This is a genomic window from Actinosynnema sp. NPDC002837, from assembly GCF_040295345.1.
Taxonomy (GTDB): Bacteria; Actinomycetota; Actinomycetes; order Mycobacteriales; family Pseudonocardiaceae; genus Actinosynnema.
The window spans coordinates 1-16294 of sequence record NZ_JBEOVG010000141.1; the positions used below are offsets into that span (position 1 = coordinate 1).

2 protein-coding genes are annotated in these 16294 nt (G+C 74.5%); both read left to right on the forward strand.

Features of this window, described 5'->3' with window-relative positions:
• Window positions 1-3207 (forward strand): type I polyketide synthase (locus ABTZ99_RS42805; RefSeq protein ID WP_499618821.1); only part of this gene is annotated, 3207 nt, incomplete at its 5' end.
• A 6-nt stretch (window positions 3208-3213) separates the two neighbouring features.
• The coding region (locus ABTZ99_RS42810; RefSeq protein WP_499618823.1) for an SDR family NAD(P)-dependent oxidoreductase at window positions 3214-16294 on the forward strand (13081 nt) is incomplete at its 3' end.

Genomic DNA, 16294 nt, shown 5'->3' on the forward strand with positions numbered 1-16294 from the left:
GATTATCTGATCGGGCATTCGGTGGGTGAGATCGCCGCCGCGCATGTTGCGGGTGTGTTGAGTTTGGATGATGCGTGCACGTTGGTGTTGGCGCGGGGTCGGTTGATGCAGGAGTTGCCGCCGGGTGGGGCGATGGTGTCGATCCGGGCTGCCGCGGCGGAGGTGGCGGAGACGCTGCCCGAGGGTGTCGAGATCGCGGCCGTCAACGGGCCCGAGGCGGTGGTGATCTCGGGTGACGAGGACGCGGTCTTGGAGGTCGCGGACTTGTGGGAGACCTTGGGTCACGAGACGCGGCGGCTGGCGGTGAGCCACGCGTTCCACTCGGCTCACATGGACCCGATGCTGGCGGAGTTCGCGCGGGTGGTGGAGGGGTTGTCGTTCGGTTATCCACAGATCCCGATTGTGTCGACCGTGTTGTCGGACCGTTCGGGTAGCGTTGAAAACAGGGATCCCCTGGGCGGGGACCCTTCCGCAGGCACGGTGTTCGACGCTGGGTATTGGGTGCGTCAGGTGCGGGGGTCGGTGAGGTTTGCCGATGGTGTGGAGTGGTTGCGTGCCCATGGTGTGACGGCGTTCCTGGAGGTCGGGCCGCATCCCACGTTGGTGCCGAATGGGGTGATGAGGCGGGGGCACGACGAGCCCGAACGGGTGCTCGCCGCGCTCGGCAAGCTGTGGGTGGCCGGTGCCGAATGGACCCTGCCGACCGCGCACGTCGAGTTGCCCACCTACGCGTTCCAGCGCGAGCGGTTCTGGTTGGTGCCCGCGGCGTCGACGGACGTCACGGGCGCCGGGCTCGCCGCGGTCGACCACCCGTTGTTGGGCGCGGTGGTGGAGTTGGCGGACGACCAGGGCGTGGTGGTGACCGGGCAGCTGTCCCCGGCCGCCCAGCCCTGGCTCGCGGAGCACACCGTGCTCGGTTCCGCGCTGCTGCCGGGTGCCGCGTTCGTGGAACTGGCGTTGCGGGCGGGTGGTCAGGTCGACTGCCCGGCGGTCGAGGAGTTGGCGCTGGAGGCGCCGCTGGTGCTCGCCGGGGCGGTCGACGTGCGGGTCACGGTCGGCGCGCCCGACGAGGCCGGACGACGTGCGGTCGCGATCCACTCCAGGTCGGACGGCGACTGGCTGCGGCACGCCACCGGTGTGCTCGGCGCCGGCGCGGCCCCCGTGCCGTGGACGGAGCCGGACACCGAACCGGTCGACCTGACCGGCTTCTACGACACCCTGGCCGACGCCGGCTTCGAGTACGGCCCGACGTTCCAGGGCCTGCACGCCGTTCGGCGGCACGGTGACGACCTCTACGCCGACGTCCGGCTCGCCGCCACCGACGGCGATCGGTTCACCCTGCACCCCGCGCTGCTGGACGCCGCGCTGCAAGCCGTCACGATCGCCGACGACCGCGCCAAGGTGCCGTTCTCGTTCACCGGCGTCACGGTCTGGTCGACCGGTCGCACCTCGGCACGCGTGAAGCTCACCGCCACCGGACCCGAGACCTACCGGGTCGGCCTGGTCGGCCCGGCCGGCGAACCGATCGCGGCCATCGAGTCGCTGACCCTGCGCGCCCCGCAGTCGGCACCTCGCCGGCAGTCCCTCTACCGGGTCGCCTGGCACGGAACGGACGCCGCCGCCGGACCCGCCGGGCGAACCGACCGGCTCCACCACGCCACCGACCCGGTCGAGACCCTGGGTGTGGTGCAGGAGTTCCTGGCCGCCGACGCCGCCGCCGACGACGACGGCTCGGCCCGGCTCGTCGTGGTGACGCGCGGCGCGGTGTCGGTGCGGGGCGAGGACGTGACCGACCTCCGGGCCGCCGCCGTGTGGGGCCTGGTCCGCTCCGCCGCCTCCGAGCACCCCGGGCGGTTCGTGCTGGTCGACACGGACGGGCCGGCAGTCGTGGCCGGCGACGAGCCGCAGCTGGCCGTCCGAGCCGGCCGCGTCCACGTGCCCAGCCTGGAACGCGCGGAGTTCGCGCCGCTGCCGTCCACCCTCGGCCCGGACGGCACGGTGCTGATCACCGGCGGCACGGGCGTGCTCGGCGCCGCGGTCGCCCGTCACCTGGTCGCCGCCCACGGCGTCACGCGGCTGGTCCTGGTCAGCCGACGCGGGCCCGCCGCGCCCGGCGTCGCCGACCTGCTCGCGGACCTCGCCGGGGCCGACGTCACGGTCGTCGCCTGCGACGTGGCCGACCGCGACGCCGTGGCGAGACTGCTGGCCGAGCACCCCGTCACGTCGGTCGTGCACACGGCCGGTGTGCTGGACGACGCCGTCGTGCAGTCGCTGGACGCCGAGCGGTTCGCCGCGGTCTGGGAGCCCAAGGCCGCCGCCGCGCTGCACCTGCACGAGCTGGCCGGCGACCTGGAGGCGTTCGTCCTGTTCTCCTCGGCCGCGGGCGTGCTGGGCGGGCCGGGGCAGGCCAACTACGCCGCCGCGAACACCTTCCTCGACGCCCTGGCCACCCACCGGCACGCCAACGGCCTGCCCGCCGTGTCCCTGGCCTGGGGACCGTGGGCGCGGACCAGCGGCATGACGGGCAAGCTCACCGACGCCGACCGGCGCCGGGTGGCGAAGGCGGGCGTGCTCCCGATGGCGACCGACGAGGCCCTGGCCCTGTTCGACGCCGCCCTCACCGCGGGCGAACCGGTGCTGGCGCCGGTCCGACTCGACCGCCGCGCGGCGGACCGGTCGCTGGTCCGGACCCGCCCGACCGCCCCGCCCCGGGTCGAGCCGACGCACGACGTGCTGGCCCTGGTCCGGCGCGCCGCGGCCCAGGTGCTCGGCCACGCGTCCACCGACGCCGTCGGCCCGCACCGGGCGTTCAAGGACCTCGGGTTCGACTCGCTGACCGCCGTGGAGCTGCGCAACCAGCTCGACGCGGCGACCGGGCTGCGCCTGCCCGCCACGCTCACCTTCGACCACCCGACGCCCGCCCGGCTCGCCGAGCACCTGCGGGAACGGCTGGCCGCGAGCGCGCCCGACCCGCTGCTGGCCGAGCTCGACCAACTGAAGTCCACTTTGGACCGGACCGAGGACGCCGACCACGACGCCATCGCCGCACGACTGGAGGCGCTGCTGGCGTCGTGGACCGCCAAACGCACCAAGCCCGAGGACGACCTGGACGACGCCACCGACAGCGAGCTGTTCAGCATCCTCGACGACGAGCACCGCAGGACCCAGGTCATCCGATCGGGCGAGCACCGCACCGCGGGGGAGTAGCTGTTCATGGCCGACGAAGACAAGCTCCGCAGTTACCTCAAGCGCGCCACGGCCGACCTGCGGGTGATGGGCAAGCGCCTGGCCGAGGTGGAGGAGGCCGCCCGCGAGCCGATCGCCATCGTCGGCATCGGCTGCCGCTACCCGGGCGGCGTCGAGTCGCCGGACGACCTGTGGCGGCTGGTCGCCGACGGGGTGGACGCGATCGGCGACTTCCCGACCGACCGGGGCTGGGACGTCCCCTACGACCCGGACCCGGGCACCCCCGGCGCGACCTACGCGCGGTCCGGCGGCTTCCTCGCCGACGGCGCCGGGTTCGACGCCGGGTTCTTCGGCATCTCGCCGCGCGAGGCGTTGGCGATGGACCCGCAGCAACGCGTGCTGCTGGAGACGGCCTGGGAGACGTTCGACCACGCGGGCATCGACCCGACCTCGCTGCGCGGCAGCCGGACCGCCGTGTTCACCGGCGTGTGGTCCTCGGGTTACGCCGCCCAGCCGCCGCCCGACCTGGAGGGCTTCCTCGCCACCGGCATCGCCACCAGCACCACCTCCGGCCGCGTGTCCTACCTGCTCGGCCTGGAGGGCGCGGCGGTGTCGGTGGACACGGCCTGCTCGTCGTCGCTGGTCGCGATCCACCTGGCCGCGCAGGCGCTGCGCGCCGGGGAGTGCACGCTGGCGCTGGCCGGCGGCGTCACGGTCATGGCCACCCCGGCCGGGTTCGTGGAGTTCGCCCGGCAGCGCGGCCTCGCGCCGGACGGGCGGATCAAGTCCTTCGCCGACGCCGCCGACGGCACCAGCTGGTCCGAGGGCGCGGGCCTGGTGCTGCTGGAACGCCTGTCCGACGCGCGCCGCAACGGCCACCGCGTCCTCGCCGTGGTGCGCGGCAGCGCGGTGAACCAGGACGGCGCGTCCAACGGCCTGGCCGCGCCCAACGGGCCGTCCCAGGAACGCGTCATCCGCCAGGCCCTGGCGAACGCCCTCCTGGAGCCGTCGGACGTGGACGCCGTCGAGGCGCACGGCACCGGCACCACGCTCGGCGACCCGATCGAGGCACAGGCCCTGCTGGCCACCTACGGCCAGGACCGGTCCGAGCCGCTGCGCCTCGGCTCGATCAAGTCGAACATCGGCCACACCCAGGCCGCCGCCGGCATCGCGGGCGTGATCAAGATGGTCATGGCGATGCGGCACGGCTCCTTGCCGCGCACGCTGCACGTCGACCGGCCCACCGGCCACGTGGACTGGACGGCGGGCAACGTCTCCCTCCTCACCGAGCCGACGCCGTGGCCGCGGGCCGACCGCCCCCGTCGCGCCGCCGTCTCCTCGTTCGGCATCAGCGGCACCAACGCCCACGTCATCCTCGAGCACGTGCCGGCCGAAGAACCGTCCACAGTGGACGTCGACCTGCCGTGGCCGGTGTCCGCGCGCACCCCACAAGCCCTGAGGGTCCAAGCCGAACGCCTCAAGGCGGTCGACGCCCCCGCCGCGAACGTGGCCCGAGCCCTCGCGAACCGCACCCACTTCGAACACCGCGCCGTCGTGCTGGACCGCGCGGGGCTGGACGCGTTGGCCGCCGGCGTCGGCGCACCCGGCCTGATCACCGGCGAGGTGGGCGTCCCGGGCAAGACGGTGTTCGTGTTCCCCGGCCAGGGCGCGCAGTGGCCGGGCATGGGCCGCGAGCTGTACGAGACGTCGGAGGTGTTCCGCACCCACCTCGACGCCTGCGCCGAAGCCCTCGCGCCGCACGTCGACTGGTCGCTGGTCGACGTCCTGCGCGACGGCGCGCTCGACCGCGTCGACGTGGTCCAGCCCGCCCTGTTCGCCATGATGGTGGCGCTGGCCGGGCTGTGGCGCGCGCACGGCGTGGTCCCGGACGCGGTCGTCGGCCACTCCCAGGGCGAGATCGCCGCCGCGCACGTCGCGGGCATCCTGTCGCTGGAGGACGCCGCGAAGATCGTCGCCCTGCGGGCCAAGGCCCTGGTGTCGCTGGCCGGCCACGGCGGCATGGTGTCGGTCGCGCTGTCGCCGGAACGTGCCGACTCCTACCTCGAACGGTGGGCGGGCAGGCTCACCGTCGCCGTCGTCAACGCGCCCGGCGCGGTCGTCGTCTCCGGCAACACCCGGGACCTGACCGAGCTGCTCGCCGCCTGCGCCGCCGACGACCTCCGCGCCCGCGCGCTCCCGGTCGACTACGCCGCCCACTCGGTCGAGGTCGAGGCCCTCCGCGACCGGCTCCGGCACGACCTGGCCGGCATCACCCCGCGACCCGCCGCGATCCCGCTGTACTCGACGGTCACCGGCGCGCCCGCCACCGACCTCGACGCCGACTACTGGTACCGCAACCTGCGCGAGCCGGTCCGGTTCGACCACGCCACGCGCGCCCTGCTCGACCACGGCCACGGCGTGTTCGTCGAGGTCAGCCCGCACCCGGTGGTGACGTCGGCGGTCGAGGAGACGGCCGACCGGCAGGACGTCCTGGTCACCGGCACCCTGCGCCGGGACCAGCCGCACGAGTTCCGCGCGGCGCTGGCCCGCCTGCACGTCCGGGGCGTCGAGGTCGACTGGCGCATCCCGGCGGGCATCACCCCCGCGCCCCTGCCCGCCTACCCGTTCCAGCGGCAGCGGTTCTGGCTGCGGCCGACCGCGGCCGAGACCGGCGACCACCCGCTGGTCACCACCGTGGTGGACCTGCCCGACGGCGGCGCGGCGCTCACCGGCAAGGTGTCGCTGTCCACGCACCCGTGGCTGGCCGACCACGCCGTGCGCGGGTCCGTGCTGCTGCCCGGCACGGCGTTCCTGGAACTCGCCGCGTTCGCCGCGAGCAAGGTCGGCGCGCCCGCGGTGCGGGAGCTGGTGCTGGAGACGCCGCTCGTCCTCGACCAGGACGTGGTACGGCTCCAGGTCGTCGTCGGAGCGCCGGACGACTCGGGCCTGCGCACCGTCACCGTGCACTCCCACGCCGACGACTGGGTCCGGCACGCCACGGGCACGCTCGGCGACGCCCCGGAACCCGCCCGCGCGACCCCGTGGCCCCCGAACGGCGAACCGCTCGACGTCACCCACCTCTACGACGCGTTCGCCGCCCTCGGCTACGACTACGGCCCGGCCTTCCAAGGCGTCACGGCGGCGTGGCGGGTCGGCGACGAGGTGCACGCCGAGGTCGAGGTGCCCGCCGGGGAGCGCTTCGCCGTCCACCCGGCGCTGCTCGACGCCGCGTTGCACCCATTGGCGCTGCTGCACCCGGACGGCCCGGCCAAGCTGCCGTTCGCGTTCTCCGGCGCGGTGCTGCGCCCCACCGAGGCGACCGTGCTGCGCGTCCGGCTGTCCGGCGGCCCCGACAGCTACGCGGTCACGCTCGCCGACCCCGACGGCACCGTGGTCGCGTCGGTGGCGTCCCTGGCGGTCCGGGCCTTCGCCGACACCCCGGACGACCTGTTCCAGCTCGAGTGGTCGCCGGTGACCGGGAACGACACCGCCGACACCCGCCACCACGTGTCGAACCACCCCGGTGACGCCCCCGAGGCGGCCTTGGCGGCGGTGCAAGAGGTCTTGGCCGCCATCCAGGACCACCAGGACCGGGTGGTGATCGTCACGCGCAACGCGGTCGCCGCCGTGCCCGGTGACGTGGTCGACCTGGCCCACACGGCGGTGTGGGGTCTCGTGCGGGCGGCGCAGGCGGAGCACCCCGGCCGGTTCGTGCTGGTCGACGCGGACGACTCGTGGGACGGCGCGCTGGCCGACGAGTCGGAGCTGGTGGTGCGCAAGGGAGTCCTGCTCGCGCCCCGGCTCGTCCGGGTGGACCGCGCGCTCACCACGCCGGAGGGCCCGTGGCGGCTGGAGGACGTCGGCACCGGCAGCATCGACGACCTCGCGCTCGTGCCCCGGCCGGAGCTGACCGGGCCGTTGGCGGCGGGCCAGGTCCGGATCGCCCTGCGTGCCGCCGGGCTGAACTTCCGCGACGTGCTCATCGCGCTGGACGTCTACCCCGGCGAGGCGTTGATGGGCGGCGAGGGCGCGGGCGTCGTGCTCGACGTCGGGCCGGACGTCGACCGGTTCCGGCCGGGCGACCGGGTGTTCGGCCTGGTGCCGGGCGCGTTCGGGCCGATCGCGGTCGCCGACCAGCGGGTGCTCGCCCGGATGCCGGACGACTGGACGTTCGCGCGGGCGGCCTCGACGCCGGTGGTGTTCCTGACCGCCTGGCACGGCCTGGTGGACCTGGGGCGGCTCCGCGCGGGCGACCGCGTGCTCGTGCACGCCGGTACCGGCGGCGTCGGCATGGCGGCCGTCCAACTCGCCCGGCACCTGGGCGCGGAGGTGTTCGCCACCGCGAGCCCCGGCAAGTGGGACGTGCTGCGCGGTTTGGGCGTGGCTGACGACCACATCGCGTCGTCGAGGACGGTGGAGTTCGAGGAGCGCTTCCCGCAGGTGGACGTGGTGCTCAACTCGCTGGCCGACGAGTTCACCGACGCGTCCCTGCGCCTGCTCGCGCCCGGCGGCCGGTTCGTGGAGATGGGCAAGACCGACATCCGCGCCGACACCGGCGTGGACTACACGGCGTTCGAGATCGCCGACGCCGGTCCGCAACGGCTCGGGGAGATCCTCGACGAGGTGCTGCGGGCCTTCGCCGACGGCGTGCTGACACCGTTGCCGCTCGACGTGCGGGGCGTGCGCGACGCGGTGGCCGTGTTCCGGCACATGAGCCAGGCCCGGCACATCGGCAAGATCGTGCTCACCCTGCCCGCCGCCCTCGACGGCACGGTGCTGATCACCGGCGGCTTGGGCACGCTCGGTCGCGCGGTGGCCGCGCACCTGGTCGCGCGGCACGGCGTGCGGCGACTGGTGCTGGTCGGTCGGAACGGCGGCGAGGCCCCGGAGCTGGACGCGGACGTGCGGGTGGTCGCCTGCGACGTGTCGGACCGCGAGCAGGTCGCGGACCTGGTGGCGTCGATCCCCGATCTGACGGCCGTGGTGCACGCGGCCGGCGTGCTGGACGACGCCGTGGTCACCGCGCTGACGCCGCAGCAGGTGGCCGACGTGTTCGCGCCGAAGGCGCGGGCGGCCTGGCACCTGCACGAGCTGACCCGGCACCTCGACCTGGCCGCGTTCGTGCTGTTCTCGTCCGCGTCCGGTGTGCTGGGCAGTCCCGGCCAGGCCAACTACGCGGCCGCGAACACCTTCCTCGACGCCCTGGCCGTGCACCGGCGCGCCCTCGGCCTGCCCGCCGTCTCGCTGGCCTGGGGGTACTGGGCCGAGGCGTCGGGCATGACCGGGCACCTCTCCGACGCCGACCGGCAGCGCCTGACCCGCGCCGGCGTCGTGCCGCTGACCACCGAGCACGCGCTGGACCTGTTCGACGCGGCGCTGGCCGCCGACCGGGCCGCCGTCGCGCCCGTCGCGCTGACCCTGCCCGCCCTGGCCCGCACGCCCCTGCTGCCGTCCGCCCTGCGCGGGCTGGTGGGCCGCAAGCCCGGCAAGCGGCCGGTGCACCGCGGTGCGCTGGCCGACCGGCTGCGGTCGCTGCCGGAGGCCGAGCAGACCGCCGTGGTGCTCGACGTCGTCACGGCCAACACCGCCACCGTGCTCGGGCACGCCTCGCCGGACGCCGTCGACACGCGGCAGCCGTTCAAGGACCTCGGGTTCGACTCGCTGACCGCCGTGGAGCTGCGCAACCGCCTCGGCACGGCCACCGGCCTGCGGCTGCCCGCCACGGTCACGTTCGACCACCCCACGCCGGCACGCCTGGCCGACTACCTGCGCGGCGAGCTGGTCGGCACGCGTGCGGAGGTCGTCGCGCCGGTGGTGCGTGCGGTGGACGGCGACCCGATCGTGATCGTGGGTATGGGGTGTCGGTTGCCCGGTGGTGTGGAGTCGCCGGAGGACTTGTGGCGGTTGGTGATGGACGGTGTGGACGCCATCACGGACTTCCCGACCGATCGCGGCTGGGACCTGGACCGGCTCTACCACCCGGATCCCGATCACGCAGGCACCAGCTACACCCGTTCCGGTGGCTTCCTGACCGACGTGGCGGGGTTCGACGCGGACTTCTTCGGGATCTCGCCGCGCGAGGCGTTGGCGATGGACCCGCAGCAGCGGGTGCTGCTGGAGACCGCGTGGGAGACGTTCGAGCACGGCGGGATCGACCCGACCTCGTTGCACGGCAGCCGGACCGGGGTGTTCACCGGCATCTGGGCCTCCGGGTACGGCGCGCCCACGGAGGTCGAGGGGTACTTCGGCACCGGCGCGGCGACCAGCGTGGTGTCCGGTCGGATCGCCTACCTGCTCGGGCTGGAAGGCGTCGCGGTCTCCCTCGACACGGCGTGCTCGTCGTCGTTGGTGGCGATGCACCTGGCGGCGCAGGCGCTGCGCACGGGTGAGTGCGACCTGGCGCTGGCCGGCGGCGTGACGGTGATCGCGACGCCGGTCGGCTTCACCGAGTTCTCGCGGCAGCGCGGGTTGGCGGCCGACGGTCGCTGCAAGCCGTTCTCCGCTTCCGCCGACGGCACGAGTTGGGGTGAGGGCGCGGGTCTGGTGTTGCTGGAAAGGCTGTCGGACGCCCGCCGCAACGGCCACCAGGTGCTGGCGGTGCTGGCCGGCACGGCGGTGAACCAGGACGGCGCGTCGAACGGCCTCACCGCGCCGAACGGGCCGTCCCAGGAGCGGGTGATCCGGCAGGCCCTGGCGAACGCGGGCGTAGAACCGTCCGATGTGGACGCGGTCGAGGCGCACGGCACGGGCACGTCGCTAGGTGATCCGATCGAGGCGCAGGCGCTTCTGGCGACTTATGGTCAGGATCGTTCAGAGCCGCTGTGGCTGGGTTCGGTGAAGTCGAACATCGGTCACACTCAGGCGGCTGCGGGTGTCGCGGGTGTGATCAAGATGGTGATGGCGTTGCGGCACGGGCGGTTGCCGCGGACGTTGCACGTGGACGAGCCGACGCCGCACGTGGACTGGGAGGCCGGGGACATCCGGCTGCTCACCGAACCGGTCGCGTGGCCGGAGACCGGACGTCCCCGGCGTGCCGCGGTGTCGTCGTTCGGGATCAGCGGCACCAACGCGCACGTCGTGCTGGAGCAGGCACCGGACCCGACCGGGGCGACCGCCGACGTCGAACTGCCCTGGCTGGTGTCGGCGAAGAGCGAACCGGCGCTGCGGGAGCAGGTCCGGCGGGTGCGGGAGTTCGCGGCGGACCACCCGGACGTGCGCATCGGCCCGGCGCTGGCCGGTCGGACGAGGTTCGCGCACCGGGCGGCGATCCTCGGCTCGGACGTCGTGTCCGGGGTGGCGGGCGCGGCCGACCGGACCGTGTTCGTGTTCCCGGGCCAGGGCGCGCAGTGGGTCGGGATGGGCCGCGAGTTGTACGCGGCGGAGCCGGTGTTCCGCGACGCGGTCGACGCGTGCGAGCGGGCCTTGGCCCCGCACGTCGACTGGTCGCTGGTCGAGGTGTTGAACGGCGGCGGGCTGGACCGCGTCGACGTGGTGCAACCCGCGTTGTTCGCGGTGATGGTGGCGCTGGCGCGGCTGTGGCAGTCGGTCGGTGTCGAGCCGGACCTCGTCATCGGCCACTCGCAGGGCGAGATCGCCGCCGCGCACGTCGCGGGCGCGTTGTCGCTGGAGGACGCCGCCCGGGTGATCGCGCTGCGGAGCAAGGCCCTGGTCGCGATCTCGGGCCGGGGCGGCATGGTGTCGCTCGGCCTGTCCGCCGACCGGGCCGCCACCCACCTGGCCCGGTGGGGCGAGCGGCTGACCGTCGCGGTGGTCAACGCGCCCGGCTCGGTGGTCGTGTCCGGCGACACCGACGCGCTGGACGAGCTGCTGGCCGCGGCCGACGACGTCCGCGCCCGCCGCCTGCCGGTGGACTACGCCGCCCACTCCGCCCAGGTCGAGGCCATCCGGGACCGGCTGCTGGCCGACCTCGCCGACATCACGCCGTCGTCCGCCCGGATCCCGTTGCACTCCACGGTCACCGGCGAGGTGATCGACACCGCCGGGCTCGACGCCGACTACTGGTACCGCAACCTGCGCGCGCCGGTGCTGTTCGAGCAGGCCGCCCGCGCGGTGCTGGCCGAGGGCTCGCCGGTGTTCGTGGAGATCAGCCCGCACCCGGTGCTGGTGCCCGCGCTGGAGGAGCAGGACGCCACGACGTGCGGCACGCTGCGCCGTGACCGGGGCGGGCGCGCCGACTTCCTGGCCGCCGCCGCACGGCTGTTCGTGCTGGGGGTGGACGTCGACTGGGGTGCGCCGTCGCCGGCGGCCGGCCTGCCGACGTACCCGTTCCAGCGGGAGCGCTTCTGGCTGGCGCCGCGAGGCTCCGGTGACGTGTCCGGCGCGGGCCTCGACCCGGTCGACCACCCGCTGCTCGGCGCGTCCGTCGAGCTGCCCGGTGACCGGGCCGTGGTGCTGACCGGCGCGGTGTCCACGGCCACCCACCCGTGGGCGGCCGACCACGCGGTGCTGGGCGCCGTGCTGCTGCCCGCGACGGCGTTCGTGGAACTGGTCGCGCACGCGGCCGGGGTGGTCGGCTGCGCGACGGTCGAGGAGCTCGTCCTCGAATCGCCCCTGGTGCTCGACGGGGCCGTGCGGGTGCAGGTCGTCGTCGGCGCGGCGGACGACACGGGCCGCCACCCCGTGGAGGTGCGGTCCCAGGGGCAGGACGACTGGGTCCGGCACGCCACCGGCACCCTCGCCGCCGAACCGGTCGCCGCACCGGCGTTCCCGTCGAGCTGGCCACCGGCCGGCGCGCGGCCCGTCGACGTGCAGGACCTCTACGACACCTTGGCGGGCGCGGGGTACGAGCACGGTCCCGCGTTCCAAGGCGTGCGGGCGGTGTGGCGCGCGGGCGGCGAGGTGTTCGCCGAGGTCGCCGTGGACGACGCCGCCCGCTACGGCACGCACCCCGCCCTGCTCGACGCGGCCCTGCAACCGTTGGCGCTGCTGGCCGGGGAGACCGGCGAGGTGCGGTTGCCGTTCTCCCTCACCGGGATCACGGTCCACCGCACCGGCGCGTCCACCGCCCGGGTCAGGATGTCGGGCACGGCCACCGGGGGCTACACCGTCGCGCTCGCCGACGACTCCGGCGCGCCGGTCGTCACGATCGGCTCGGTCACCACCCGCCCGATGGCGCGGCAGGCCGACGACGCCCTGTTCGAGCTGGGCTGGATCCGCCGCGACGGCGAGGCGGCCACACCGGACCGGGTCGTGGCGCCGGGTTCGGTCGAGGAAGCGCTGGCACTGCTCCAGGCGTTCCTCGCCGAGGACGGCGACGGGCGGTTGGTCGTGCACACCCGCAACGCGGTGGCGGCCGCGCCCGGCGACCACGTGGACGACCTCGACGGCGCGGCCGTCTGGGGCCTGGTCCGCGCCGCGCAGGCCGAACACCCCGGCCGCTTCACCCTCGTGGACACCGACGACTCGCCGCCGGTCGTCCTCGACGACGAAGACCAGCTCGCCGTCCGACGCGGCGTGGTGCACGCGCCCCGGCTCGTCCGGGCCACCGCGCACGCGGCCGTCACGGGCTCGCTGGTGGAACCGGGCACCGGCAACCTGGACGACCTGGTGTTCGCCGAGGCCGCGGCGACCCCGTTGCGGCCGCACGAGGTGCGGGTCGGCGTGCGGGCAGCGGGGATGAACTTCCGCGACGTCCTGATCGCCCTGAACGTCTACGGTCCGATCGCCGGCCCCGCCGGTGGCTCGACCGCCGCTCCTCTCGGCAGCGAGGGCGCGGGCGTGGTCACCGAGGTCGGTTCGGCCGTCACCGGGGTGCGGGTCGGCGACCGGGTGCTCGGGCTGCTCTCCGGCGCGTTCGGACCGAGCGCGGTCGCCGACCACCGGGTGCTCGCGCCGATGCCCGCCGACTGGACGTTCGCGCAGGCCGCGGCGGTGCCGGTGGCGTTCCTGACCGCCTGGTACGGCTTGGTGGACCTCGGCCGGGTCGGCCCGGGGGACCGGGTGCTGGTCCACTCGGGCGCGGGTGGGGTCGGCATGGCCGCGATCCAGCTCGCCCGGCGCCTCGGCGCGGAGGTGTTCGCGACGGCGAGCCCCGGCAAGTGGGACGTGTTGCGTGGCTTGGGTGTGGCCGATGACCACATCGCGTCGTCGCGGACGTTGGAGTTCGAGCAGCGGTTCCCGCGGGTGGACGTGGTGCTGAACTCGTTGGCCGGCGAGTTCACCGACGCCTCGCTGCGGTTGCTGGCCGACGGCGGCCGGTTCGTCGACATGGGCAAGGCCGACGTCCGCGACGTGCCCGGCTACCGGGCGTTCGACCTGGCCGAAGCGGGCCCCGAGCGGCTCGGCGAGGTGCTGGCGGAGGTCGTGCGGCTGCTCGTGGCGGGCGAGCTGCGGGTGCCGCCGATCACCGCGTGGGACGTCCGCCGGGCGCGGGAGGCGTTCCGGCACATGAGCCAGGCCGGGCACGTCGGCAAGATCGTGCTGACCGTCCCGGCGCCGCTGGACCCGGACGGCACGGTGCTCATCACCGGCGGCACCGGCACGCTCGGCCGGCTGGTCGCCCGGCACCTCGTCACCGCGCACGGCGTGCGGAAGCTCGTGCTGGTGAGCCGGTCCGGTGGCGCGCCCGTCGACCTCGTCGGCGCGGACGTCACCGTGGCCGCGTGCGACGTCGGCGACCGGGAGGCGTTGGCCGGGCTGCTGGACGGGATCGGGGATCTCACCGCCGTGGTGCACGCGGCCGGTGTGCTGGACGACGGCGTGATCGAGTCGCTGACCCCCGAACGGCTCGCCGGCGTGCGCGCCGCGAAGGCCGACGCCGCCCGGCACCTGCACGAGCTGACCCGGCACCTCGACCTGAGCGCGTTCGTGCTGTTCTCCTCGGCCGCCGGGGTGCTCGGCAGCGCGGGACAGGGCAACTACGCCGCCGCCAACGCCTACCTGGACGCGGTGGCCGGACACCGCCGCCGGCAGGGCCTCGCCGCGGTGTCCGTGGCGTGGGGGCAGTGGGCGCAGGACAGCGGTCTGACCGGGCGGCTGGCCGACGCCGACCGGCGGCGCCTGACGCGATCCGGGGTCGTGCCGCTGTCCACCGAGCACGGCCTCGCCCTGTTCGACGCCGCCCTCACCTCGCCCGAGCCGACGGTGGTGGCCGCCGGGCTGCGGGTGTCCGCGTTGGGCGACCGGCCGGTGCTGCGTGCGCTGACCCGTCGTCGTCCCGCGCGGACGTCGGGGGTGGCGCGGGAACTCGGCGCGTTGCCCGAAGCCGAGCAGCGCGCGGCCCTGGTGGAGCTGATCACCACGCACAGCGCGGCGGTGCTCGGGCGCACGGACGGTGTCGCCGCCGACCGGGCGTTCAAAGACCTCGGGTTCGACTCGCTGACCGCCGTGGAACTGCGCAACCGGCTGGCCGCGGCGGTCGGCGCCCGGTTGTCGGCGACCATGACGTTCGACCACCCCACCCCGGCGAAACTGGCCGACTACCTGCGGGAAGTGCTGCTCGGCGCGGCACGGCGGACCGTCGCGCCGGTCGCGGCGGCGGTCGCGGACGACCCGATCGTGGTGGTCGGCATGGGCTGTCGGTTCCCCGGTGGCGTCGGTTCGGCGGCGGACCTGTGGCGGCTCGTGTCCGAGGGCGTGGACGCGATCGGCGACTTCCCCGCGGACCGGGGCTGGGACGTGGCCGGGCTGTACGACCCGGACGGCGGACCCGGCACGACCTACACCAGGTCCGGCGGGTTCCTGGCCGACGTGGGCGGCTTCGACGCGGCGTTCTTCGGGATCTCGCCGCGTGAGGCGTTGGCGATGGACCCGCAGCAGCGCCTGGTGCTGGAGACGGCGTGGGAGGCGTTCGAGCACGCGGGGATCGACCCGACCTCGTTGCAGGGCAGTCGGACCGGGGTGTTCACGGGTAGCTGGGCGTCCGGGTACGCGGGCGGTGTGGACCAGGTCTCGCGGGACGTCGAGGGCTACCTGGCCACCGGCACGGCGACGAGCGTGACGTCCGGGCGGGTGTCGTACCTGCTGGGCTTGGAGGGTCCGGCGCTGTCGATCGACACCGCGTGCTCGTCGTCGTTGGTGGCGATGCACCTGGCGGCGCAGGCGTTGCGGTCGGGCGAGTGCGACCTGGCGTTGGCGGGCGGGGTGACGGTCATGGCCACGCCGGCGAGTTTCGTGGAGTTCTCGCGGCAGCACGGCCTGTCCGCCGACGGCCGCTCGAAGTCGTTCGCCGCCGCCGCAGACGGCACGAGTTGGGGCGAGGGTGCTGGTTTGGTGTTGTTGGAGCGGTTGTCGGATGCGCGTCGGCGTGGTCATCGGGTGTTGGCGGTGGTGGCGGGTTCGGCGGTGAATCAGGATGGTGCGTCGAATGGGTTGACGGCGCCGAATGGTCCGTCTCAGGAGCGGGTGATTCGGCAGGCGTTGGTGAACGCGGGGTTGTCTGCGTCCGATGTGGATGTTGTTGAGGCGCATGGGACTGGTACGACGTTGGGTGATCCGATCGAGGCGCAGGCGCTTCTGGCCACTTACGGTCAGGATCGTTCGGAGCCGTTGTGGTTGGGTTCGGTGAAGTCGAACATCGGTCACACGCAGGCGGCTGCTGGTGTCGCGGGTGTGATCAAGATGGTGATGGCGTTGCGGCACGGGCGGTTGCCGCGGACGCTGCACGTGGACGAGCCGACCCCGCACGTCGAGTGGGAGCGCGGCGAGATCCGGCTGCTCACCGAGGCGCAGCCGTGGCCGGAGACCGACCGGCCGCGCCGGGCGGGCGTCTCCGCGTTCGGGATCAGCGGCACCAACGCCCACCTTATCCTCGAACAGGCGCCCCCGGGTGAACCGGTCGAGGTGGCCGACCCGGTGCCGTGGCTGCTGTCGGCCAAGACCCCGGAGGCGCTGCGCGCCCAGGCACGACGGCTGCGCGACTTCGCCGGCGACCCGGCGGTGGGTCCGGTCCTGGCGGGGCGGACCCGGTTCGCCTACCGCGCCGCGCTCACCGACCCGACCACGCTGCTGGCCGACCTCGACGCGTTGGCCGATGCCCCGGTTGTGGCCGCTCAGCCCGGCAAGACGGCGTTCGTGTTCTCGGGTCAGGGTTCGCAGTGGCGGGGTATGGGTCGTGGTCTTTATGACGCCTATCCGGTGTTCGCGGAGG